Raw genomic sequence first — 22,308 nt, 5'->3', positions numbered from 1 at the left:
GCCGCGGACCACGGCGCTAGTCGATGGCCGGCAGGGTCTTGCTGCGGATACGGCGGGCCAGGGAGTCGTAGATCTCGCGGCAGCCTTCGTCCCAGAAGCGGTCGGGATCGTCCTGGGGTTCGAGGGCGACGGAGAATTCGCCGTCCCGCTCCTTCAGCACGAAGTGATCGTTGGTATAGAAGAAGGACAGGCCGATGGCAAAGGTCTGGGGCGTGCCGGCGAGGTCATCGACGATCACCGTGAGGTCGTAGCGTGCATAGACTTCCAGCTCGCGGACGATGTTGCCATCGACGCGCTTTTCCAGCCCCAGCCCGGCGTCCACCTGATCCGCCGGGGTGAGCCCCAGGTAGCGGGTGAAGCAGTCCGGCAACTCCTGCAGGCGACGCTCCAGTTCCTGCCAGTAGGCTTCTTCCCGCTCGGCCGCCTTGCTCAGCGCCTGACTCAATGCCTGATATCGTTCCATTGCCGTTCCCATCTTTTCACTGGAGGCCGTCGACCGACGACCGACAGCTCTGAGACCCCAGCCGGGTCCCGGGGTGCCGCACCGATCGGCGACGGACCTCAGTTCGCCGGCCAGCCCAGTACCGGCGCGCGGGTTTCGCCGAGCAGGAAATCGCGATTGGCGTCGGTACAGGCACGCAGGTAGTCGGTGACCAGGGTGATGCGGCGCAGGCGGCGCAAGTCTTCACGGTAATAAAGCCAGAATTGCCGGGTGATCTGGATCTGTTCAGGTAGCAGCACCACCAGGCGCGGGTCGGGCTCGGCGAGGAAGCACGGCAGGATGGCCAGGGCGTGTCCGCACAGGGCGGCCTGGTACTGGGCGATCACGCTGGTGCTGCGCAGGCCGCTGCTGGCCTCGGGCAGGATGCGCTCCAGATAGAGCAGCTCGGGACTGAAGGCAAGATCGTCGACGTAGGTGATGAACCTGTGACCGACCAGGTCGGCAGGCTGCTCAATGGGCGGATGGCTTGCCAGGTAGGCCGGCGTCGCGTAGAGGCGCAGCCGATAGTCGCACAGCTTGCGGCAGACGTAGGGACCGCGCTCGGGGCGTTCCAGGGTGATGGCGATGTCCGCCTCGCGCCGCGACAGGTTGACGAAGTGCGGCACCGGCAGCACCTCCAGGGTGATGCCGGGATAGCGATCCTGGAAGAAACTCAGCTGGGGCGCGACGAAGTAGCTGCCGAAGCCTTCGGTGGCGCCGATACGCACCTGGCCGGACGGCGCCAGTCGGGTGTCGGAGATCTGTTCGCACGCGGTCTGGAGGGTGCTTTCCAGGGTTTCGGCATGCCCGAGCAGGCGCTGTCCCTCGACGGTGAGACTGAAGCCGGTACTGCGCGACTTCTCGAACAGCAGCGCCCCCAGCGCCTTTTCCAGCGCCGCGATTCGCCGCGACACCGTGGTGTAGTCGACCCCCAGCCGTCGCGCGGCGCTGCTGGCCTTCTGGGTGCGGGCGACCTCGAGGAAGAACCTGAGATCGTCCCAGTCGAGACGCGCTGCCGGGTTACTGGATTTCTGCATATCGCTTTGGCGTTTTTGTCGGAAGGCAAGGGACTTTTGCCGGAACTATACTGCCTACCAGGACGCGCCACGAGGGCTGGCGGCGCGACGATCTGCTACCCAACAACAATAACGAGCAGGCAACCATGACCCACGACCACGCCACCACCGGCTATCACGCCGGCTGTCGTCAACCGTCTTCCGTCCTCAGCGCCAGGGGGATGCGACATGACGGCTGACGCCTTCCGCCAGGCCCGCGACTTCCTGCTGCGCCATCGCACGGACTATGCCACTGCAGCGCGCGACTTCCGCTGGCCGCAGCTGGAACACTTCAACTGGGCGCTCGACCATTTCGATCGGCTGGCCGAAGAGCAGCCCGGTCCGGCGCTGTGGCGACTGGATGCCGAAGGCCGGGAGCAGCGGTACAGCTTCGCCGAGCTGCGGCTGGCGTCGAACCGCACCGCCAATTTCCTTCGCGCTCAGGGTGTTCGCCGCGGCGAGCGCATCCTGGTGATGCTGGGCAACGAGGTGGCGCTCTGGGAGACCCTGCTCGGCGCCTTCAAGCTGGGCGCCGTGGTGGTGCCCGCCACTACCCTGCTCAGCGACGCCGATCTGCAGGACCGCGTCCAGCGCGGCCGCATCGCTCACCTGGTGGTAGGCAGTGCCCATACGGAACGTTGCGCCAGCCTCGATCCGAGCTTGACGCGAATCTGTGTCGGCACGCCGGTCGCCGGCTGGCAGTCCTACGCGCCTGCCACCTGCGCCAGCGATTTCCTGCCTGACGGCCCGACCCGCGCCGCGGATCCGCTGCTGCTGTATTTCACCTCGGGTACCACCTCGCGGCCCAAGCTGGTCCTGCACAGCCATAGCAGCTATCCGGTCGGGCACCTGTCGACCCTCTACTGGATCGGCCTGCAGCCCGGCGACGTCCACCTCAACATCTCCTCGCCCGGCTGGGCCAAGCATGCCTGGAGTTGCGTCTTCGCGCCCTGGAACGCCGGCGCCTGCGTGTTCATCCATGACGTGCCGCGCTTCAAGCCACAGGCGCTGCTGGAGGTGCTGGCGCGCTATCCGATCACCAGCCTCTGCGCGCCGCCGACGGTATGGCGGATGCTGATCCAGGAAGATCTCGCCGCCTATCGTGATCGACTCGAGCTGCGCGAACTGGTCGGCGCAGGCGAGCCGCTCAATCCCGAGATCATCGACAGCCTGCAGGCGGCCTGGGGGCTGACCCTGAGAGATGGCTTCGGCCAGTCGGAAACCACCGCCCTGGTGGGCAACACCCCCGGACAGCCGCTCAAGCCAGGCTCCATGGGGCGCCCGCTGCCCGGGTGCCACGTCGAGCTGCTGGATGCCGATGGCCAGCCGGGCGATGACGGCGAGGTGGCCCTGTCGCTCCAGCCGCGACCGGCCGGGCTGATGCTGGGCTACGAGGACAGTCCGGAAAAGACCGCCGAGGTGATGCGCGACGGCCACTACCGGACCGGCGATACCGCGGTGCGTGATGCCGAGGGCTATATCACCTTCGTCGGGCGCGCCGATGACGTCTTCAAATCGGCGGACTACCGCATCAGCCCCTTCGAATTGGAGAGTGCGCTGATCGAGCACCCGGCGGTGATGGAGGTGGCGGTGGTACCGAGCCCCGACCCCTTGCGTCTCAATGTGCCCAAGGCCTTCGTCATCCTTGCCGCCGGCCACGCGCCTTCGCCTGCGCTCGCGCAGGAGCTGCTCGGCTTCGCCCGTGGCTGCCTGTCGCCCTACAAGCGGGTGCGCCGTCTGCAATTCGTCAGCGAACTGCCCAAGACGCTGTCGGGCAAGATCCGCCGCATCGAGCTGCGTCTGGGCGAGGCCCAGCGCCGCGCCAGCGGCAGTCCCGACCTTCACGACTACGCCGAAGAAGACTTCGCCGACCGCCCTGCTCCCGCCTCCACTGCCCAGGAATCCCTGTCATGACCCAGACCGCCATCCAAGACGTACCGCTGCTGATCGACGGCCAGTTCGTTACCTCCACCAGCCGCGAAACCCGCGAGGTGATCAATCCGGCGACCCAGGAGGTGCTGGCGCGGGTACCCTTCGCCACCACCGAGGAGGTACAGCGCGCGGTGGCCAGTGCCAAGACGGCCTTCGCCACCTGGCGCAAGACGCCCATCGGTGCGCGGGCGCGGATCTTCCTGCGCTATCAACAGTTGATCCGCGAGCATATGACGGAACTGGCTGCGCTGCTGACGTCCGAGCAGGGCAAGACCCTGGCGGACGCCGAAGGCGATGTCTTCCGTGGCCTGGAGGTGGTGGAGCACGCGGCGGGCATCGGCAATCTGCAATTGGGGGAACTGGCGAACAATGTCGCCACTGGGGTGGACACCTATACACTGCTGCAACCCCTGGGGGTCTGCGCCGGTATCACGCCCTTCAACTTCCCGGCGATGATCCCGCTGTGGATGTTTCCCATGGCTATCGCCTGCGGCAACACCTTCGTGCTCAAGCCATCGGAACAGGACCCGCTGGTGACCATGCGCCTGGCCGAGCTGGCACTGGAAGCCGGGGTGCCGCCCGGGGTGCTCAACGTGGTCCATGGCGGAGCGGCGGTGGTGGATGCGCTTTGCGATCACCCGGACATCAAGGCGCTGTCCTTCGTCGGCTCCACCCGTGTCGGCACCCACGTCTATTGCCGCGCCAGCGAGGCCGGCAAGAGGGTCCAGTGCATGATGGGCGCCAAGAACCACGCCGTGGTGATGCCCGACGCGCCCCGCGAGCAGACCCTGGCCAACCTGGTGGGTGCGGCCTTCGGTGCGGCCGGTCAGCGCTGCATGGCGGTGTCGGTGGTGGTGCTGGTCGGCGAGGCCAACAGCTGGGTGCCGGAGCTGGTGGCCAAGGCGCGCAGCCTCAAGGTGGGTGCGGGTCACGAGAATGGCACCGACGTCGGCCCGCTGATCTCCTGCCAGGCGCTGGACCGGGTCAGCGGCCTGATCGAGCGCGGCGTGAGCGAAGGCGCGACCCTGGAGCTGGACGGCCGCGACATCCAGGTCGAGCGCTACGAGAAGGGCAACTTCGTCGGCCCGACGCTGTTTTCCGGGGTGACCACCGACATGACCCTGTATCGCGAAGAGCTGTTCGGGCCGGTGCTTTGCGTGATGCACGCGGCCACCCTCGACGAGGCCATCGCCCTGATCAATGCCAACCCCAACGGCAACGGCGTGGCCCTCTTCACCCGCTCCGGCGCCGCCGCGCGGCGTTTCCAGGAAGACATCGACGTCGGCCAGGTCGGCATCAACGTGCCCATCCCGGTGCCGGTGCCGCTGTTCTCCTTCAGCGGTTCGCGCGCCTCCAAGCTGGGCGACCTGGGCCCCTATGGCAAGCAGGCGGTGCTCTTCTATACCCAGACCAAGACCATCACCACGCGCTGGCCCGACGAGCAGGACGTCGGCGGCGCCGTGAACACCACCATCACCCTCAAATGACGGGAGACGCCAGCATGCATCTGGGATTTCTGGGACTGGGCAACATGGGCGCGCCCATGGCCCGCAACCTGCTCAAGGCCGGCCATCAGCTGACCGTCTACGACGTCTCCGCCGCCGCGCTCGAGGCGCTGCGCGCCGAAGGGGCCGAGGTTGCCGCCTCGCCCACCGCCGTGGCGGAGAGCGGCGCGGAAGTGATCATCACCATGCTGCCCGCGGCCGCCCAGGTGAAGACGGTCTATCTTGGTGAAGACGGGCTGATCGCCCGGGCCCGCCCGGGCACCCTGTTGATCGATTCCTCCACCATCGATCCGCTCAGCGCCCGGGCGGTGGCCAGCGCCGCCGCCGAACGCGGCCTGGAATTGCTGGACGCCCCGGTCTCCGGCGGCACCGGCGGCGCCGCGGCCGGCACCCTGACCTTCATGGTCGGCGGCAGCGAGGCCGGCTTCCAGCGCGCCCAGCCGCTGCTGGCCGCCATGGGGCGCAATCTGGTGCACTGCGGCGCCAGCGGCAATGGCCAGGTGGCCAAGGTGGCCAACAACCTGCTGCTGGGCATCTCCATGGTCGGGGTGGCCGAGGCCATGGCCCTGGGCACCCGCTTGGGCATGGACGCCAAGACCCTGGCCGGGGTGATCAATACCAGCAGCGGTCGTTGCTGGAGTTCGGAAGTGAACAATCCCTATCCGGACGTGCTACCCCAGGCGCCGGCCTCGCGCGGCTACCAGGGCGGTTTCGCTGCCGACCTGATGCTCAAGGACCTGGGCCTGGCCACCGAAGCGGCACGCGCCGTACGCCAGCCGGTGATCCTCGGCGCGGTGGCGCAGCAGCTCTATCAGAGATTCAGTCGCGCCGGTGGCGGCGGCCTGGATTTCTCGGCCATCATTCAGGACTACCTGGACGAGGACGGTGCATGAGCGACGCCAAGGTGCTGTGGGAAAGACGCGGTGGGGTCGGCTACCTGACCCTCAATCGCCCCGCCGGGCTCAATGCCCTGGACCTGGAGATGGTGCGCGCCCTGCATGGCGCGCTGCGCGACTGGGAGCAGGACCCGGCCGTGCGGGTGATAGTGCTGCGCGGCAACGGACCCAAGGCCTTCTGCGCGGGCGGCGATGTCCGGGCGCTGTACGACAGCTATCAGCGCGGCGATGACCTGCACCTAACCTTCTTCACCGAAGAGTACGCCCTGGACCTGGCCCTGCACCGCTATCCCAAGCCGATCCTGGCGCTGGCCCAGGGGCTGGTGCTGGGCGGTGGCATGGGTCTGGTGCAGGCAGCGCGGCTGCGCATCGTCAGCGAACGTACGCGCATGGCCATGCCGGAAACCGCCATCGGCTACTTCCCCGATGTCGGCGCCAGTCACTTCCTGCCGCGCCTGCCCGATCAGTTGGGGCTCTATCTGGGCCTCACCGGCGTGCAGATCGGTCCCGCCGATGCCCTGGCGGCAGGCCTGGCCGACGTCTTCATTCCCGAAGCGGCGAACGACGAGCTGCTGCAGCGATTGGAAACCGCCACCGCCCAGGGCCCCACCGACCTGGCCGCCCTGCTCCGCGAATTCGCCACCGCACCCGCCGAGGATGCGCGGCTGACCGACCTGCGCCCGGCCATCGCCGAACACTTCGCCGCCGCGACGATTGGGGAACTGCGCGAAGGTCTGCACGCGGAAAGCCGCCCCGCCTTCCAAGACTGGGCACGGGAGACGCTCGCCACCCTGGATGGGCGTTCGCCGCTGGCCGTTGCCACCACCCTTGAGCTGCTGCGCCAGGGCAGTGGCCTATCGCTGGAACAGTGCTTCGCGCTGGAACTGCACCTGGATCGCCGCTGGTTCGAAAAAGGCGAGATCGTCGAGGGGGTGCGCGCCATGCTGGTGGACAAGGACCGTACGCCGCATTGGAGCCCGGCCCGCTGGGAGGACCTCGATCCCCGCCGCGTCAGCGCCTTTTTCGCCGATTTTCGCCACGCCTGAGCGAGGCCTGTCATGCACGACCTTGGCATCACCCAGATCTACCAAGGATCGAGCGAAATCCAACGCCTGCCGATCACCCGCGAACTCGATCGCTACGAAATGTGAGGGCGTCCGGGATGCTGGCCGTGACCTGTCCAGCAAAAGCCGAAGCTGACATCTCCAGGTCATCTGGACGGCCGGCGACGGGTGCTACGCTCAGGGCTGGGGTCGCGCTGGTACCCCGCTTTCGCCAAGGATCAACGCTATGGCCTCCCTTCTCGCCTGCATCGATGGTTCCCCCCACGCCGAGAGCGTCTGTGATCACTCCGCCTGGCTGTCGCGGCGGCTGGATGCGCCGGTCACCCTGCTGCATGTGCAGGAAGCCGCCGCCAGCGGGCAGAAGGTCGCCAACGGCGCCCCGGTGTTTCTCGACGACGAAGGCAGCGGAGCGGCCAAGGCCCTGCTGCTCAACGCCCGCCAGCGCCTGCTGCAACAGGGACTGACGCTCCCCGCCCAGATCCTGCAGCGCCCCGACGGCCTGATCGACACCCTGAAGACCCTGGAAGCCGATACCCGCCTGCTGGTGATCGGCAAGCGCGGCGAGCGCTCCGGCGCCAACGGCATCGGCAGCCAGCTGGAAGCCGTGGTGCGCGCCGTACACCGGCCGATCCTGGTGTGTTCCGGCCCATTCAAGACACCCCGCCAGTTCACCATCGCCTACGACGGCCGGGAAGCCACCCACCAGGGCGTGCTGGCCCTCGCCCGCAGCCCCCTGCTGGCCGGCATGAGCGGTACCCTGCTGCGCGTCGGCGAAGACGATCCCACCCTGCGCAAACGCCTGGAAGACCTGGCGCTGCTGCTACGTAGCGCGGGCTGCCGCATCGACACCACGGTGGCCCGGGGCGACGTGGAGCGCATCGTACCGCGTCACCTGGACGAACGCCGCGCCGATCTGTTGATCATGGGCGCCTACAGTCATTCTTCGGTCTGGCGCTTCCTGCGCGGCAGTCGCACCACCCAGTTGCTGCACAAGACCGAGGTGCCGCTGCTGTTGTTGCGCTGAGCGGCAGCCCATCCGTCTGGCACGCGCTTCGTCGGCAAGCCGATGGCCAGGCTCAAGCCTTTGCGCGCGGCGCCGAAGCAGCCTAGGTAGTGTCCGGCCCTCCGCCGGACCCCTGGCGCGTCGGTAGGCCCCCATGAGCACCCATGTCATCCATTTCACCGGTCCCATCAATTCCACCAGCTGTGGCCAGCTGATCGCCCACTGCTCCCAGGCGGTCCAGCAGGACGCCTCGCGCATCCTGCTGAAGATCGCCACCATGGGCGGCGACTGCAGCTACGGCTTCACGATGTACAACTTCCTGCTGTCCCTGCCCGTGCCGGTGCACACCCACAACCTGGGCACCGTGGAATCCATGGGCAACATCCTGTTCCTGGCCGGTCAGCACCGCACCGCCAGCCGGCACAGCAAGTTCCTCTACCACTCCTTCTATTGGAACCTGAACAACTCGGTCGATCATGCGCGCATGGCCGAGTACGCCATGTGCCTGGATTACGATCTAGACCTGTACGCCCGCATCGTCGCCGAGCGCACTGCCGGCGCCGCGGAAGCCCTGGACATCCATAGCTGCCTCAAGGCCAACGCCCGGCTGCTCAGCCCGGAAGCGGCCCTGACGACCGGGGTCATCCACGCGGTGGACGAGTGTCCGCTGCAACCCGGCGAAGTCACCAGCTTCATCCATCTCTGACAGGCAAAAAAAGACCCGAGGGCGCTAAGCCCTCGGGTCGGTCAGTGGGTCTCGGCCGATCAGCGGCTGAAGGACACCAGCTTGTTGGGATAGCCGACGCTGGCATCCAGGCGGCTCGCGTCGAGGAAGACCCCGAGGTTGCTGGCGCCGTTCTGCACGTAGCTGATCTTGACCACCTGGCCATTGTTCAGCCGTACCGAGCCGCCCACCTTGAAGGTCGAGCGATTTTCCGCGGTGGCCGGGATCGAGACGGCGGCGGCGCGGCGGTAGATGCCGCGATTCCAGTCGGCGTTGGTGAAGTCGTTGATGGCGGCGCTGACACTGGCGGCACTGCTTACCCCGGTGGGCGAGACCGTCACCGTCTTCGGATAGCCCACGGCGTTGCCGTTGAAGGGCGCGCCCTCGGTGAAGACGCCCAGGCTGCTGCCGGCCTGCACCGAGGAGATCCGCCGCACCTGGCCGTCCGCGGTGGTCAGGTAGGCACCGGCCTTGAAGGCGGCGCGATTCACCGCGGTACCGGGTACCGAGACAGCGGCCTTGCTACGGAACACGCCGTTGAGCCAGTCCGGATTGGTGAAGTCATTGAGCACCGAGGTCACGGTGCCGGCGGTCGCGCCGCCGCTGGCAGGCGGGACCTGGACACCGGCGTTGCTGCCCGCGTTATCGGTATTGCCGCTGCTACCGCCGCTGTTGCCGACGTTGCCGGTGCTGCCACCCGTCGAGCCGCTATTGCCGGCGCTACCGGTGGCCGGTGCGGTACCGCCGCTGGCTACCGGACCTATGGTCGTGCAACTGCTGTCGTCCAGGTACTTGCGCAGGGTCGGCCACTGCGGGCGCTCCTGGCCGTTGATGGGCTCCACCGACATGAAGTAGCTGCCCCAGCCCGGACCCGCTGCCCAATAGGACGCCGGGATGCAGTTCTGCTTGAGATAGGCCAGCATGTTGTCCATCAGCAGGTTCCAGCGCGGATTGTTGTCCGGCACACCGAATTCACCGATGTAGCCGCGCTTGCCGTTCTTCTTCAGCCAGTCGACGAAGGGCTTGACGCGGGTGACGCCATAGTTGGCATCGAGCTTGTTGACGTCGGTCTTGTCGTAGCTGCCACCGGCGTTCTCGTCGAAGTAGGAATGCGCCGAGAAGATGATGTTGTTGGCGGGGTCCTTGAGGCCCAGCAGCGCGTCGTTGAACTCTGCCCAGCGGGTAGCGCTGGACCAGCCGTTGCCTTCGACGATGACCGGACGGGTACTGTCCACCGCGCGCACGCCGTTGATGCCGTACTGGGCCGCGGTGGGCCAGTAGGCCATGGCATCGTGAGGCTCGTTCATGATGTCGTAGGCGTACAGCGACGACTGGCCGCTCCACTGCCGCGCGATGTGGGTCATGATCTCCTGATAGCGCGCATAGGGCACGCCGCTGGTCCCTATCACCTGACCGCGATAGCGGGCGTAGTTGTGCAGGTCGAGGATGATCTTGATGCCATGCTTCTGCGCGTAGCCGAAGGTCTGGTTCACCAAAGCCACGTAGGCACTGTCCAGCGGTCCGCCCAACTTCGGCTGCAGACGCTCCCAGATGATGGGGAAGCGGATCAGCTTGACGCCCCGGGCACTCCACTGCTGGAAGTAGGCTTCCACCGGGAAGATGTAGTTGGTGCCATTGATGCCAGGCAGCACCTGGGGTGCGAAGCCGGCGCCGGACAGGTTCAACCCGACCAGGCTGACGGGTTCCGCCTGGGCGACCGCGGCGGACAGGGCGATGACGGTAGCGACCGCAGCAAGCGGGCGACGGAGGGCGGTGACGAAGGGGCGGATAGGAGTCATGGACAGGTACTGCTTTGGGAGGCGTGGCGTCGATGTCCTTTTTTTACGAGCGAAGCCTGGGTTCAAGGTAGGGCCACTGGGACGTGACGAAGAATCTCTGCGTCCTGCAGTTGGTATGACTAATACAAGTCATATGCCAGCTATTTTCTGACGCAGGTTTAATTCTTTGGTCTTCCACCACGGACAACGCCCAAAGCCCCAGTCTAGAGGCGCTTGGTAAAACGTAACCAAATGTGCGCGACTTAGGGTCGCACTGCCGAAAAGCGGCGATTGACGAGAGACTTAATGCCGCCAGACAGAAATCTGACGCCCATGATCGGCCTTGACCCACGCGGGGAATTTTCTTCCGCCATCGCTTTCCAAGGCTCAGCAACGTCTTGTATATAAGGTCCAGTCATGCGCGCAGAACAGCCGGGAACCCCTGTCTTCCGACCCACTCTCCTGGTGGTGGACGACGAGCCTCTGGTAGCGGACTTCGTCCGTGAGATCCTCGAACCTGAAGGCTTCAACATCATCGCCGCTGACTCCGCCGATGCCGCTCTGCCGATTCTGGAAACAGAAGAGGCCAACATCGACATCCTGCTGACGGACATCCGCATGCCCGGCTCCATGGACGGCGCACAACTGGCGAATCTGGTGTGCCAAAGGTGGCCTGACATGCCCATAATCGTCATGTCTGGCTACGAGACGCCGTCGACGGCGAGCATCAAGTGCAAGGTGCGCTTCCTGCCCAAGCCTTGGTCCATCGGTCAGTTGATCGATACCGTCAACGGGGTCGCCTACTCCGTCACGCCCAGCGTTTGACCCTTCGGTCGCAGGCCGCTTGAGGAACCATGGCGGTGTGAATAGTGTCACATCGCCACCTCACGATCAGTTCTGCCCGCCATGTACGTCCTGACCCAGCACTTCGTCTCCTGCCTCAAGAATATCGATTGCCTGTTTGGTCCCCTCGCGCCCGACGGTGCCCTGCCCGTACGGCTTAGCGACAAGGACGGTCGGCGCCATGTCACGCTCATACTCGATATCGCCCGATTGCAGGACGCTCGCTATTGCGAGCAGCAGGCGCAGCAGGCTCGTAGCTCGCTGGCCGTCTGAGTCGCCATCAGAGCGGCGGTGCCGGTCGCAGCAGCACGGCCTTGAGCGAAAAGGCCGAGGTTACGCTGGCCACCCCGGGGATGCAGGTCAGGGTTTCTGCCAGAAAATGCTGGTAGGCCGCCAAATCCTGCACCACCACCCGCAGCACGTAGTCGGCATCCCCCGTCATCTGGAAACAGCTCATCACCTGGGGCGCCTTGACGATCTCCCGCTCGAAGGCGCGCAGGTAGTCGGTGGATTGCTTTTCCAACCGTACCGAGACGAAGACGCTGACGCTACCGGCCAGCCGGGTTTCGTCGAGCTGGGCATGATAGCCCTGGATGTAGCGCTCCTCTTCCAGCCGCTTGACCCGCCGCAAGGTAGGGGTCAGCGACAACCCGATCTTCTGCGCCAGATCGCGCCAGCTCAGGCGCCCGTCGGCGGACAGGGCATTGAGGATGCGCAGGTCGATACGGTCCAGACCAGCCATGGTGCAAAACCTCCACTGTTGTTCTTGTAGGGAGTTCAATAACACCAAAAGGTCAGGCTGCCCACCCCGAAATTGCGGCAAAACGGCTAGCAATGCCGGCCTATACTCAGGTGACCAATAACAAGAATGCCGAGGCCTCCACCATGTGGCACCCTGCAGCGCATCCGGACGGTCAACCCGTTCTGCGACCCGCCCGCCCCCTCATCCAGCCGGAGGGGCGGTCATGAGCGACTACCCACCCCTGCGCCTGCACGTCCCCGAGCCCAGCGGCCGGCCGGGACGCCCCACCGATTTCAGCTACCTGCAACTCTGCCCCGCTGGCCGTGCGGAAAGACCGCCAGTGGACGTGGCGCCGGTGGATACCCGTGAATTGGCCACCCAGCTGATCCGCATCCTCGACGAAGACGGTCGCGCCGTCGGCCCCTGGGCCAGCGAAGAAGCGCCCGAACTGCTGCTGCAGGGCCTGAGGGCCATGCTCAAGACGCGGCTGTTCGATGCGCGGATGCTCAAGGCCCAGCGGCAGAAGAAGCTCTCCTTCTATATGCAGTGCCTGGGGGAGGAAGCCATCGCCGTCGGCCAGACCCTGGCACTGCGCCCGGACGACATGCATTTCCCCACCTATCGCCAGCAGGGCATCCTCATCGCCCGCGAGGCGCCGCTGGACGAGATGATCTGCCAGCTGCTGTCCAATGCCCGGGATCCGCTCAAGGGTCGCCAGCTGCCGGTGATGTACTCCTACCGCGACCTCGGTTTCTTCTCCATCTCCGGCAACCTGGGCACCCAGTACATCCAGGCGGTGGGCTGGGCCATGGCCTCGGCGATCAAGGGTGATACCCGCATCGCCGCTGGCTGGATCGGCGACGGTGCCACCGCCGAAGGCGACTTCCATGCCGCCCTCACCTTCGCCCATGTCTACCGGGCGCCGGTGATCCTCAACATCGTCAACAACCAGTGGGCCATCTCCACCTTCCAGGCCATCGCCGGCGGCGAGGGCATCACCCTGGCCACCCGTGGCCTCGGCTATGGCATCGCCGCCCTGCGGGTGGATGGCAACGACTTCCTCGCCGTGCTGGCCGCCTCGCGCTGGGCCGCCGAACGCGCCCGCCGCAACCTGGGGCCGACCCTGATCGAATGGGTGACCTACCGCGCCGGTCCCCACTCCACCTCGGACGATCCGTCCAAGTACCGTCCCGCCGATGACTGGACGCAGTTCCCCCTGGGCGATCCCATCGACCGGCTCAAGGCGCACCTGATCGGTCGTGGCCTCTGGTCGGACGCGCAGCACCAGGCGCTGACCGCCGAGCTGGAAGCCGAGGTGGCCGCCGCGCAGAAGGCCGCCGAAGTCCACGGCACCTTTGCCAGCGATCTCGCCCCCAGCGCCGCCGACATGTTCGAGGAGGTCTACCAAGACCTGCCGCCGCACCTGCGCCGCCAACGCCAACAGCTCGGGAAGTGACGCCATGACCGTACAACAGGAAACCGACCTGCCGACCCAGGCCGGCAGCCGCAGCACCCTGACCATGATCCAGGCCATCCGCTCGGGGCTGGACGTGATGCTCGAACGCGACAGCAACGTCGTGGTGTTTGGCGAGGACGTGGGCTACTTCGGTGGCGTCTTTCGCTGTACCGAGGGCCTGCAGGCCAAGTACGGCGCCTCGCGGGTGTTCGATGCGCCCATCTCGGAGAACGGCATCGCCGGCGCCGCCGTGGGCATGGGCGCCTATGGCCTGCGGCCGGTGGCGGAGATCCAGTTCGCCGACTACGTCTACCCGGCCATCGACCAGATCGTCTCCGAGGCGGCGCGGCTGCGCTATCGCTCGGTGGGCCAGTTCACCTCGCCGCTGGTGTTCCGCATGCCCTGTGGTGGCGGCATCTATGGTGGCCAGACCCACAGCCAGAGCCCGGAGGCCATGTTCACCCAGGTCTGCGGCCTGCGCACGGTGATGCCCTCCAACCCCTACGACGCCAAGGGCCTGCTGATCGCCTCCATCGAAAGCGACGACCCGGTGATCTTTCTCGAACCCAAGCGCCTCTACAACGGCCCTTTCGACGGCCACCACGACCGCCCGGTGACGCCCTGGTCGGGCCATCCGGCCAGTGCCGTGCCGGATGGCTACTACCGGGTCGAGCTGGAACGGGCCGCCGTGGTCCGTCCCGGCAGGCAGGTCACGGTGCTGACCTATGGCACCACCGTCTGGGTCGCCCTGGCGGCCGCTGCCGAGACCGGCATCGACGCCGAGGTGATCGACATCCGCAGCCTCTGGCCGCTGGATCTGCAGACCCTCACCGATTCGGTGAACAAGACCGGCCGCTGCGTGGTGGTCCACGAAGCCACCCGTACCTGCGGCTATGGCGCCGAGCTGGTGTCCCTCATGCAGGAGCACTGCTTCCATCGCCTGGAGGCGCCCATCGAGCGCGTGACCGGCTGGGACACCCCCTATCCGCACGCCCAGGAATGGGACTACTTCCCGGGTCCGTCCCGGGTCGGCGCCGCGCTCAAGCGCGTGATGGAGGTCTGAGATGGGTACCCATGTCATCAAGATGCCCGACATCGGCGAAGGCATCGCCGAGGTGGAACTGGTCAAGTGGTACGTGGCGGTAGGGGATGAAGTCGGCGAGGACCAGACCCTGGCCGACGTCATGACCGACAAGGCCATGGTGGAGATCCCCTCCCCGGTGGTGGGTCGGGTGGTCGCCCTGGGCGGCGCGCCCGGCCAGGTCCTGGCCGTGGGCGCCGAGCTGATCCGCCTGGAGGTGGCCGGCGACGGCAATCAACGCGAAGCCAATCGACCGGCGGCAGCGGAGCCAGCCCCCGCACCGGCACCCAGGTCGGAAGCGTCCAGGCCCGAGGCGGCACCTGCCCCGCGACGTCCGGAACTGGAGGTCCCTCACGACGACGACCGACCGGCTTCCCGTCCGGCCCCCGGCAGCCCGCCGCTGGCTTCGCCGGCTGTGCGCCAGCACGCCTGGGACCTGGGCATCGAGCTCCGCTTCGTCAGCGGTACCGGTCAGGGTGGCCGTATCCTGCATGGCGATCTCGATGTCTATGTGCAGCAACGCGACGCCGGGTTGCCGCCCGCCACCGGCGGCGGAGGGCTGGCGAAACGCAGTGGCGAGGAGCGCATCCCGCTGATCGGCCTGAGACGCAAGATCGCCGAGAAGATGCAGGCCGCCAAGCGGCATATCCCCCACTTCACCTATGTGGAAGAGGTGGATGTCACCGAGCTGGAAGCCTTGCGCGCCACCCTCAACCAGCGCTGGCAGGGTCGTCGTGCCCATCTCACCCTGCTGCCCTTCCTGACTCGCGCTCTGGTAGTGGCGGTGCGGGACTTTCCGCAGATGAATGCGCGCTTCGATGAGGAGAGCAGCACCGTGACCCGCTACGGCGCGGTGCACCTGGGCATCGCCACCCAGGGCGAACAGGGTCTCGCAGTACCGGTGGTGCGCCACGCCGAGACCCTGGATCTCTGGGGCTGTGCCCAGGAGGTAGCCCGGCTGGCGACCGCGGTGCGCGGCGGCAAGGCCGGTCGCGACGAAATGTCCGGCTCGACCCTGACCATCAGCAGCCTCGGTCCCCTGGGGGGCATCGCCTCCACACCCATCATCAATCATCCCGAGGTGGCCATCATCGGCGTCAATCGCATCGTCGAGCGCCCGGCCTTCCGCCATGGGCTGGTGGTACCGCGCAAGCTGATGAATCTCTCCGCCTCCTTCGACCACCGGCTGATCGATGGCCAGGACGCCGCCAGCTTCATCCAGGCCGTGCGCCAGCTACTCGAACAACCCGCCACCCTTTTCCTGGAGTAGCCATGGACACCCGACTCCTCATCATCGGCGGCGGCCCCGGCGGTTATGTCGCCGCCCTGCGCGCCGCCCAACTGGGCATCGCCACCACCCTGGTGGAAGGCGCCGCTCTCGGCGGGACCTGCCTCAACGTCGGCTGCATCCCTTCAAAAGCCATGATCCACGTGGCCGAGGAATACCATCGGGCTTGCAATCGTGCGGAACAGGGCAGCCTGGGCATTCGCCACGGGCGTCCGGAACTGGACCTCGGCCAGGCCGTGGCCTGGAAGAACGGCATCGTCGACCGCCTCACCACCGGCGTCGCCGCGCTGCTCAAGAAGCAGGGCGTGACGGTGATCGAGGGCTGGGCCGAAATCCTCGACGGCAAGACCGTCGAGGTGCAGCGTGCCGGCGGTGAGCGACTACGCATCCGCACCGAACACCTGGTACTGGCCATGGGCTCCGCCTCGGTGGAGTTGCCCAACCTGCCCTTCGGCGGCCCGGTGATCTCGGCCACCGAGGCGCTGTCACCCACGGAGATTCCCGAGCATCTTGTGGTGGTGGGCGCCGGCTATATCGGCCTGGAGCTAGGCATCGCCTATCGCAAGCTGGGCGCCCGGGTCGCGGTGGTGGAAGCCCAGTCGCGGCTGCTACCCGGCTATGACACCGAGCTGACGACGCCGCTGCGCCAGCGGCTGGAACGGCTGGGCATCGAGCTGCATCTGAATTGCCGGGTTGCCGGCCTGGCTGAAGACGGCGCCGGTCTGCGGATGACCAATTCCGCAGGCCAGGAACGTACCCTGCCAGCCCAGCGCATCCTGGTCGCCGCCGGCCGCCGCCCCCGCACCGAAGGCCTGGAGCGCCTGCCCCTGGATTTCGACGGTCGCTACATCCGCGTCGACGACGGCTGCCGCACCAGCATGACCGACGTCTGGGCCATCGGTGATCTCACCGGCGAACCGCTGCTGGCCCATCGCGCCATGGCCCAGGGCGAAGTGGTAGCCGAGCTGATCGCCGGCAAGCGTCGGCGCTTCGCGCCGGTGGCCATTCCGGCGGTTTGCTACACAGATCCGGAAATCGTGGTGGTCGGTCTCACGCCGGAGCAGGCCAAGACCCAGGGATTGGAGACACTGGTCGCCAGCTTTCCCTTCGCCGCCAATGGCCGCGCCCTGACCCTGGAGGCGCCGGAAGGCTTCGTGCGGGTGGTGGCCCGCGCGGACGACCATCGCATCCTCGGCTGGCAGGCCACCGGGCAGCAGGTGGCGGAACTGGCCACGGCCTTTTCCCACAGTCTGGAAATGGGCATGCAGCTGGAAGACGTCGCCGCTACCTTGCATCCGCATCCCACCCTAGGCGAAGCGGTTCAGGAAGCGGCGCTGAAGGCGCTGGGTCGGGCCTTGCACCTGTGACGACGCCACCCCGCACGGCACGCCGTGTGGGGTGGTTTCCCTCGGTCGCTCAGTCAACGCCCATCGGCAGGCCTTCAGCCTTGCACAGAGGCCCAACCACCACCGGAAGGCTGGCCAGGCGTCAATCCGTCTCCAATTGCGCCCTGATCGCTGCCACGTCGATCAGCGAACGCACCTCGCGGATTCGATCGTTCTCGAAACGATAGAAGACATGCTCGCTGAATTGAACCCGTCGTCCGTTCACCGCCAGCCCGAATAGCTCGCCACGCGGCGTGCAGTCGAAGTCAAGCTGCGCGGCCAGCCAGGGCGCCTCGACTACCAGGAGGCGTGCGGCGAAGCGCAGATCGGGAATGGCGGCATGATCGCCTTCGAGCATGGCCTGGTAGCCGGTCAAACCCAGCGGGCGGCCGTTATGCTCGACGGCCTGGTCGACATAGCGGCCAAGCTCCACCCAGGCCTGGCGGTTGAGGCAGTCGAGATAGGCCTGATAGTGGCTGCCGAGTTCGGTTGCGGCGAGGGGCATCGCGAGTTCTCCATGGGCGTTGACTGCTACAGGGGACCGCGCCAGGCCGGCAAGACTCCCTTCACCCGAGGCGATTCTTCACCAGGCGGCCACCTTGCAGGATGACGTCGAGTCTTTCGCCTTGCCCCACGAGGCAGGAGATATCAGTCAGCGGATCGCCATCCACGACCAGCAGATCCGCCAGGGCTCCGGTCGCGATGCAACCCAGCTCGCCCTCGCGCTCGAGGATGCGTGCCGCGACACTGGTGGCGCTGCGCAAGGCTTCCAGATTGCCCAGCACCTCGGCGCGGATGCGCAGTTCCTGGGTCTGGTATTCGTGCATCTCGCCCAGCAGGTCGGAGCCGTAGCCCATGGGTACGCCCGCCTCGGCGAAGAATGCCAGGGCCCGACGGCCCGCCAGACGGACGTCTTCGATCTTGGCCACGGAATCCGCCGGCAGACCATAGCGGGCGCCGTGCTCGGCGAGCATCTCGTAGGTCACCTGGGTGGGCACGGCGAAGGCGCCCCGCTCGCGCATCAACCGCGCCGTCTCCCGGTCGACCAGATTGCCATGTTCGATGGTGCGCACCCCGCACGCCACGGCGCGGCGAATGGCGCGGGCGGTATAGGCGTGGGCCATCACATAGGTATTGGCCGCCTCGGCTTCCTCGACGATGGCGCGAATCTCGGCTTCGCTGTACTGAGTGTTGGCGATGGGATCGGTGGGCGAGGAAACACCGCCGGAGGCCATGATCTTGATCTGGCTGGCGCCCTGCTGTAGTTCTTCGCGCACTGCCTTGCGCACGTTGTCCACCCCATCAACCACCCGGGCAATGGCGCCGGCGCGGAAGCAGCAGCTGCACGGCTCGTTCAGCAAGAGCTCCCCACGCGCCCGCATGTCCCCATGGCCGCCGGTCTGCGACAGCGCCTTGCCGGAGGCGAAGATCCGCGGGCCCGGCACCAACCCCAGCGCGATGGAGCGAGCCAGCGCCCAGTCCGCGCCGCCGGCATCGCGGACGGTGGTGAAGCCGCGGTCGAGCATCGCGCCCAGGATGGGCAAGGCGCGATACATGATGATGGCGTTGGGTTGCAGGGCGTTGAAACCCAGGTTGGCACTGGACGCCAGCACATGCACATGGCAATCGATGAGACCCGGCATCAGGGTGCGCCCGGCAAGGTCGATGACCGTGGTAGCGGCAGGAGGCGTGGCGGTCTGGTCGCGGACCGCGGCGATGCGTTCACCTGTCACCAGGACTTCCTTGCCGGTGATCAGGGTACCGCTCGCCAGATCCAGCAGCTTGCCGTTGCGCAGCAGCAGGGGGGTGCTTTGAGTCATGCGGATTCTCCCGATGATTGGCCGCTGGCGGCGTCGCGAAACAGCGCGGCGCCCCCGGCACTGATGGCCGCGGCGAACATGATGTAGAAAGCCGGCGCCAACGGGCTGCCGGTGGCGGCGATCAGCCAGGTCACGGTAAAGGTGGCGAAACCGCCGAATAGGGTCACCGCGAAGTTGTAGGCCACCGACAGCCCGGTGGAGAGCACCCGGGTCGGCAACAATTCGCCGAAGGCCGCCAGCAGGCCGCCCAGATAACCGGAGATCAGCAGCCCCAGCACGGCCTGGAACACCAGCAGGGAAGCCAGGCCCGGCCAGCGATTGAGCATCCAGAACAGCGGCCAGGCGGCGCAGAAGATGGCCACGGCCGACCCCAGCAGCCAGGGTCGCTTGCCATGGCGATCCGCCAGACGCCCTACCAGCGGAGTCGCCACCAGCAGCACCAGGCCACCGAGCATGCCGGCGGTGAAGCCCAGGCCACTGGGCAGGCCCAGCACCCGGGTCGCATAGGACGGTAGGTAGAACAGCACGGCATAGGTGCACACCGTCCAGAGCACGACCATGGAAAAGCTGGTCGCCGTCTGCCGCGGGTAGACGCGCAAGACCTCGCGCAAGGGCGACTGGGCCCGCTCGACCGTGGCATAGGCCGGTGTCTCGTCGATGCGGCTGCGAATATAGAACCCGACGGGGCCGATCAGCGAGCCGAACAGGAACGGCAGCCGCCAGCCCCAGCTCTCCAGTTGCTCCGGCGTCAACAGTGCCGACAGCAGGGCGCCGAAGCCCGCCCCCAGCGCCACCGCCACGCCGATGCTGGCCTGGATCCAGCTGGAGTAATAGGCCTTCTGGCCAGCGGGTGCGTGCTCGGTGAGAAAGGCGGTAGCGCTGCCCATTTCGCCCCCGGCGGAAAACCCCTGCAGCAGCCGGGCGAAGACGATGAGCGCGGGCGCGAACAGACCGAGCAGGGCATAGCCCGGGGTCACGGCGATGATCAGGGTTCCGGCGGCCATCAGCAGGATGGTCAGCGACAGTGCCGCCTTGCGGCCGCGACGATCGGAATAGATACCGAGCAGGATGCCCCCGACCGGCCGCATGAAGAAACCGACCCCGAAGGTGGCGAGGGCCAGCAGATAGGAAGTCAGCTCGTTGGCGCTCGGAAAGAACACCTTGGCGATGATCACGGAGAAGAAGCTGTAGACGGTGAAGTCGAACCATTCCAGACCGTTGCCGATCACGGTGGCGATCACCGCCTTGTTGGCCTGGCGGCGCTGAAGGACGGACGGCTGCGGGAAAGTCGTAGCGCTCTGCATTGTTGGCTCCCTGAATGCGAGTCGCGCAGGAAACTCGGGAGTCCCTGCACCGGCGACGGCAGTTTCGATAAAGGAAACAGGACGAGGATCTCTGCCCTCTGCCGCCGAGCTTAAGGGGCTATTCGGCTCGCAGGAAAACGCTGATTGCAGGTGTTTGCATGCGTCTGGCGCATGCAAGGCGTGTCAGTGCGGTGCACTCAGGCTGTCGTTCAACCAGGCCTCGAAACGGCGTGCAGCCAGGCCAGGCTGACGATCGCCCGGCCACAGCAGGTAGTAACCCCCCTGCCCTTGCACGCATTCGCTACAGGCTGCCACCAGCGCACCCGAGCGCAGGTGGGCATCGATCATGGGGCGCCAACCCAGGACGATACCGTGGCCGGCCACCGCCAGATCGACCAGGATGGGGTACTGACTCACGGTGAGCCGCTGGCGTATCCGCGGGGCGGGATGGCCCAGGCGTGCGAACCATTCCGCCCAGGACAGCCAGCGGCGCTGCCCGTCCTCGATCATCAGCAGGCGCCGGTCGAGCAGTTCCGGGGGTGAGAGCTGATGCCCACCCAGGTAATCCGGCGCGCAATAGGCGCCCACCCATTCGGGAAACAACTGGCGACCGGCCAACCCAGGGGGCGGTGGCTCACGCAGGAAATAGAGCGCCAGATCGAATTCGGGCTTGAGCAGGGTATCGAGGTTGTCCAGCACCCGCAGGCGCACGTCGATGCCGGGAAAGGCACTGGCGAAGCGGCCGATCAGCGGGCCCAGCCACAGAGCGGCCACGCCCGAGGAGCAGGCCAGCACCAGCTGCTGTTCCCCGCTGAGATCCATGACATCCGCCGTGGTTTCCGCGAGACCCGCGAGCACATGCTGGACCCGCTCGGCATAGCGCTGCCCGGAGACGGTCAGGTGCAGCCGCTTGTGCTCTCGACGGAACAGCGCACGACCGAGGAAGGCCTCCAGCTGCGCCACCTGGCGGCTGATGGCGCTCTGCGTGAGGTTGAGCTCCAGCGCCGCCCGGGTAAAGCTGCCGAGCCTGACCGTTGCCTCGAAGGCAATCAGATTGGTCAGGGGTGGCAAGGGCTCGATACGCATTCGAAGGCTCTGCGACGCTGGACTGAAACGGTCAGTCTAGCGCCTCTGGCGAGCATTGGGTGCGCTCAACGATGCTCGAACTTCGCCGGCCGCTTCTCGACGAAGGCCGCCATGCCTTCCTTCTGGTCGGCGCTGGCGAACAGCGAATGGAAGACCCGGCGCTCGAAGCGGATGCCCTCGGCCAGGCTGGTCTCGAAGGCGCGATTGACGCTTTCCTTGAGCAGCAGGGTCGCCGGCAGCGAACGACTGGCGATGCCGCGGGCGGCTTCCAAAGTGCGCTCCAGCAGCTCGTCGGCGGGAAACACCTGGGCGACCAACCCGGCGCGCTCGGCTTCGGCGGCGTGCAACTGCCGTCCGGTCAGGCACAGCTCCATGGCCTTGGCCTTGCCCAGGGCGCGGGTCAGGCGCTGGGTGCCGCCGATCCCCGGAATGACGCCCAGGGTGATCTCAGGCAAGCCGAAGCGGGCGGTGTCGGCGGCATAGATGAAGTCGCACAGCAGCGCCAGTTCGCAGCCGCCGCCCAGGGCATAACCAGCAACGGCGGCGATCAGCGGCTTGCGGCGCTCGGCGATGCGGTCGGCGACCCGGAAGTAGTCGTCCAGGTAGATCTGCGGATAGCCCTGCCCGGCCATTTCCTTGATGTCGGCGCCCGCGGCGAAGGCCTTGGCCGAGCCGGTGAGCACCACGCAACCGACCTCGGGATCGGCGTCCAGGCGCGCCAGCATGGCGTCCAGGTCGCCGAGCAGTTGGGCGTTGAGGGCGTTGAGGGCCTTGGGGCGGTTGAGGGTGATGAGGGCGACACGCGCCTCGATCTCCAGCAGCAGGGTCGATTCGGCAGAGGGTTCGTTCATGGTCTTCTCCTTGT

Annotated in this window: 21 protein-coding genes; 12 read left to right on the top strand and 9 right to left on the bottom strand. The window is 66.8% G+C overall.

The annotated features are described in order from the left end of the window. Window positions 1-16: 16 nt before the first annotated feature. Window positions 17-463: a hypothetical protein gene (locus AR540_RS23585; RefSeq protein WP_177339279.1), complete on the bottom strand. Its 447-nt coding sequence runs from the start codon at window positions 461-463 to the stop codon at window positions 17-19. Window positions 464-561: 98 nt separating this feature from the next. Then, window positions 562-1,518 (bottom strand): LysR family transcriptional regulator, encoded by a 957-nt coding sequence (locus AR540_RS23580; RefSeq protein ID WP_059232392.1) that lies wholly within the window; start codon window positions 1,516-1,518, stop codon window positions 562-564. Window positions 1,519-1,725: 207 nt separating this feature from the next. Between AR540_RS23580 and AR540_RS23575 the strand changes: the two genes are divergently transcribed. The 6 genes from AR540_RS23575 to AR540_RS23550 all read left to right on the top strand — a co-directional run bounded on the left by AR540_RS23575 (window position 1,726) and on the right by AR540_RS23550 (window position 8,642). After that, window positions 1,726-3,450, top strand: a complete 1,725-nt coding sequence (locus AR540_RS23575) for an AMP-binding protein (RefSeq protein WP_059232391.1) — start codon at window positions 1,726-1,728, stop codon at window positions 3,448-3,450. Then, window positions 3,447-4,955 carry a CoA-acylating methylmalonate-semialdehyde dehydrogenase gene (locus AR540_RS23570; RefSeq protein WP_059232390.1) on the top strand — a complete coding sequence of 503 codons (1,509 nt, stop codon included), beginning with the start codon at window positions 3,447-3,449 and terminating at the stop codon, window positions 4,953-4,955. The genes AR540_RS23575 and AR540_RS23570 overlap by 4 nt, the downstream gene beginning before the upstream one ends. Window positions 4,956-4,969: 14 nt before the next feature. After that, entirely contained in the window at window positions 4,970-5,866 is an 897-nt protein-coding gene (mmsB, locus tag AR540_RS23565) for a 3-hydroxyisobutyrate dehydrogenase (protein ID WP_059232389.1), read from the top strand. Continuing rightward, window positions 5,863-6,915: an enoyl-CoA hydratase/isomerase family protein gene (locus AR540_RS23560; RefSeq protein ID WP_059232388.1), complete on the top strand. Its 1,053-nt coding sequence runs from the start codon at window positions 5,863-5,865 to the stop codon at window positions 6,913-6,915. Before mmsB ends, AR540_RS23560 begins: the two co-directional genes overlap by 4 nt. Window positions 6,916-7,159: 244 nt before the next feature. Continuing rightward, window positions 7,160-7,957 (top strand): universal stress protein, encoded by a 798-nt coding sequence (locus AR540_RS23555; RefSeq protein WP_059232387.1) that lies wholly within the window; start codon window positions 7,160-7,162, stop codon window positions 7,955-7,957. A 133-nt stretch (window positions 7,958-8,090) separates the two neighbouring features. Beyond that, the gene (locus AR540_RS23550; protein ID WP_059232386.1) at window positions 8,091-8,642 is read left to right on the top strand and encodes an ATP-dependent Clp protease proteolytic subunit; all 552 of its coding nucleotides are present in this window, start codon (window positions 8,091-8,093) and stop codon (window positions 8,640-8,642) included. A gap of 59 nt (window positions 8,643-8,701) precedes the next feature. On the opposite strand, the gene AR540_RS23545 is transcribed toward AR540_RS23550, so the two are convergent. Further along, on the bottom strand, window positions 8,702-10,459 hold the full coding sequence (locus AR540_RS23545) for a glycoside hydrolase family 5 protein (RefSeq protein WP_059232385.1): 1,758 nt from the start codon (window positions 10,457-10,459) through the stop codon (window positions 8,702-8,704). 396 nt (window positions 10,460-10,855) lie between these two features. Between AR540_RS23545 and AR540_RS23540 the strand changes: the two genes are divergently transcribed. Then, window positions 10,856-11,263, top strand: a complete 408-nt coding sequence (locus tag AR540_RS23540; RefSeq protein ID WP_059232384.1) for a response regulator — start codon at window positions 10,856-10,858, stop codon at window positions 11,261-11,263. A gap of 81 nt (window positions 11,264-11,344) precedes the next feature. Continuing rightward, entirely contained in the window at window positions 11,345-11,554 is a 210-nt protein-coding gene (locus AR540_RS23535) for a hypothetical protein (protein WP_059232383.1), read from the top strand. Window positions 11,555-11,561: 7 nt separating this feature from the next. On the opposite strand, the gene AR540_RS23530 is transcribed toward AR540_RS23535, so the two are convergent. Further along, entirely contained in the window at window positions 11,562-12,023 is a 462-nt protein-coding gene (locus tag AR540_RS23530; RefSeq protein WP_027597697.1) for an Lrp/AsnC family transcriptional regulator, read from the bottom strand. Between the two features lie 223 nt (window positions 12,024-12,246). On the opposite strand from AR540_RS23530, the gene AR540_RS23525 reads away from it, so the two are divergent. Genes AR540_RS23525 through lpdA form a run of 4 tightly spaced genes read left to right on the top strand, consistent with a single transcriptional unit; the run spans window position 12,247 to window position 17,215 of the window. Continuing rightward, window positions 12,247-13,479, top strand: coding sequence for a thiamine pyrophosphate-dependent enzyme (locus tag AR540_RS23525; RefSeq protein ID WP_059232382.1), 1,233 nt, complete (start codon window positions 12,247-12,249; stop codon window positions 13,477-13,479). A 4-nt stretch (window positions 13,480-13,483) separates the two neighbouring features. Further along, window positions 13,484-14,542 (top strand): alpha-ketoacid dehydrogenase subunit beta, encoded by a 1,059-nt coding sequence (locus AR540_RS23520; protein WP_059232381.1) that lies wholly within the window; start codon window positions 13,484-13,486, stop codon window positions 14,540-14,542. 1 nt (window position 14,543) lies between these two features. Beyond that, window positions 14,544-15,830 (top strand): dihydrolipoamide acetyltransferase family protein, encoded by a 1,287-nt coding sequence (locus AR540_RS23515; protein WP_059232380.1) that lies wholly within the window; start codon window positions 14,544-14,546, stop codon window positions 15,828-15,830. A gap of 2 nt (window positions 15,831-15,832) precedes the next feature. Then, window positions 15,833-17,215 (top strand): dihydrolipoyl dehydrogenase, encoded by a 1,383-nt coding sequence (gene lpdA / locus AR540_RS23510; RefSeq protein ID WP_059232379.1) that lies wholly within the window; start codon window positions 15,833-15,835, stop codon window positions 17,213-17,215. Window positions 17,216-17,336: 121 nt separating this feature from the next. Here the strand turns inward: lpdA and AR540_RS23505 are convergent, their stop codons facing one another. The 5 genes from AR540_RS23505 to AR540_RS23485 form a co-directional block, all read right to left on the bottom strand. Further along, a complete protein-coding gene (locus AR540_RS23505) occupies window positions 17,337-17,738 on the bottom strand; it encodes an ester cyclase (RefSeq protein WP_059232378.1) in 402 nt (133 codons plus the stop codon). 61 nt (window positions 17,739-17,799) lie between these two features. Next, on the bottom strand, window positions 17,800-19,053 hold the full coding sequence (locus AR540_RS23500) for a metal-dependent hydrolase family protein (RefSeq protein ID WP_059232377.1): 1,254 nt from the start codon (window positions 19,051-19,053) through the stop codon (window positions 17,800-17,802). Continuing rightward, window positions 19,050-20,357 carry an MFS transporter gene (locus AR540_RS23495; protein ID WP_059232376.1) on the bottom strand — a complete coding sequence of 436 codons (1,308 nt, stop codon included), beginning with the start codon at window positions 20,355-20,357 and terminating at the stop codon, window positions 19,050-19,052. The genes AR540_RS23500 and AR540_RS23495 overlap by 4 nt, the downstream gene beginning before the upstream one ends. Before the next feature lie 183 nt (window positions 20,358-20,540). Then, the gene (locus AR540_RS23490) at window positions 20,541-21,443 is read right to left on the bottom strand and encodes a LysR substrate-binding domain-containing protein (protein WP_059232375.1); all 903 of its coding nucleotides are present in this window, start codon (window positions 21,441-21,443) and stop codon (window positions 20,541-20,543) included. Between the two features lie 65 nt (window positions 21,444-21,508). Further along, window positions 21,509-22,294: an enoyl-CoA hydratase gene (locus AR540_RS23485; RefSeq protein ID WP_059232374.1), complete on the bottom strand. Its 786-nt coding sequence runs from the start codon at window positions 22,292-22,294 to the stop codon at window positions 21,509-21,511. Between the last annotated feature and the right edge of the window lie 14 nt (window positions 22,295-22,308).

Source organism: Pseudomonas sp. EpS/L25 (assembly GCF_001512295.1).
In the GTDB taxonomy this organism is placed as follows: Bacteria; Pseudomonadota; Gammaproteobacteria; order Pseudomonadales; family Pseudomonadaceae; genus Chryseomonas.
The sequence above is the reverse complement of the archived record's forward strand: the minus strand, read 5'-3'. Positions and strand labels throughout refer to the sequence as shown.

Bases quoted from the DNA above. Each gene is read 5' to 3' on its own strand.
- AR540_RS23585 (WP_177339279.1), bottom strand. From the start codon at position 463: ATGGAACGATATCAGGCATTGAGTCAGGCGCTGAGCAAGGCGGCCGAG.
- AR540_RS23580 (WP_059232392.1), bottom strand. From the start codon at position 1,518: ATGCAGAAATCCAGTAACCCGGCAGCGCGTCTCGACTGGGACGATCTC.
- AR540_RS23575 (WP_059232391.1), top strand. From the start codon at position 1,726: ATGACGGCTGACGCCTTCCGCCAGGCCCGCGACTTCCTGCTGCGCCAT.
- AR540_RS23570 (WP_059232390.1), top strand. From the start codon at position 3,447: ATGACCCAGACCGCCATCCAAGACGTACCGCTGCTGATCGACGGCCAG.
- mmsB (WP_059232389.1), top strand. From the start codon at position 4,970: ATGCATCTGGGATTTCTGGGACTGGGCAACATGGGCGCGCCCATGGCC.
- AR540_RS23560 (WP_059232388.1), top strand. From the start codon at position 5,863: ATGAGCGACGCCAAGGTGCTGTGGGAAAGACGCGGTGGGGTCGGCTAC.
- AR540_RS23555 (WP_059232387.1), top strand. From the start codon at position 7,160: ATGGCCTCCCTTCTCGCCTGCATCGATGGTTCCCCCCACGCCGAGAGC.
- AR540_RS23550 (WP_059232386.1), top strand. From the start codon at position 8,091: ATGAGCACCCATGTCATCCATTTCACCGGTCCCATCAATTCCACCAGC.
- AR540_RS23545 (WP_059232385.1), bottom strand. From the start codon at position 10,459: ATGACTCCTATCCGCCCCTTCGTCACCGCCCTCCGTCGCCCGCTTGCT.
- AR540_RS23540 (WP_059232384.1), top strand. From the start codon at position 10,856: ATGCGCGCAGAACAGCCGGGAACCCCTGTCTTCCGACCCACTCTCCTG.
- AR540_RS23535 (WP_059232383.1), top strand. From the start codon at position 11,345: ATGTACGTCCTGACCCAGCACTTCGTCTCCTGCCTCAAGAATATCGAT.
- AR540_RS23530 (WP_027597697.1), bottom strand. From the start codon at position 12,023: ATGGCTGGTCTGGACCGTATCGACCTGCGCATCCTCAATGCCCTGTCC.
- AR540_RS23525 (WP_059232382.1), top strand. From the start codon at position 12,247: ATGAGCGACTACCCACCCCTGCGCCTGCACGTCCCCGAGCCCAGCGGC.
- AR540_RS23520 (WP_059232381.1), top strand. From the start codon at position 13,484: ATGACCGTACAACAGGAAACCGACCTGCCGACCCAGGCCGGCAGCCGC.
- AR540_RS23515 (WP_059232380.1), top strand. From the start codon at position 14,544: ATGGGTACCCATGTCATCAAGATGCCCGACATCGGCGAAGGCATCGCC.
- lpdA (WP_059232379.1), top strand. From the start codon at position 15,833: ATGGACACCCGACTCCTCATCATCGGCGGCGGCCCCGGCGGTTATGTC.
- AR540_RS23505 (WP_059232378.1), bottom strand. From the start codon at position 17,738: ATGCCCCTCGCCGCAACCGAACTCGGCAGCCACTATCAGGCCTATCTC.
- AR540_RS23500 (WP_059232377.1), bottom strand. From the start codon at position 19,053: ATGACTCAAAGCACCCCCCTGCTGCTGCGCAACGGCAAGCTGCTGGAT.
- AR540_RS23495 (WP_059232376.1), bottom strand. From the start codon at position 20,357: ATGCAGAGCGCTACGACTTTCCCGCAGCCGTCCGTCCTTCAGCGCCGC.
- AR540_RS23490 (WP_059232375.1), bottom strand. From the start codon at position 21,443: ATGCGTATCGAGCCCTTGCCACCCCTGACCAATCTGATTGCCTTCGAG.
- AR540_RS23485 (WP_059232374.1), bottom strand. From the start codon at position 22,294: ATGAACGAACCCTCTGCCGAATCGACCCTGCTGCTGGAGATCGAGGCG.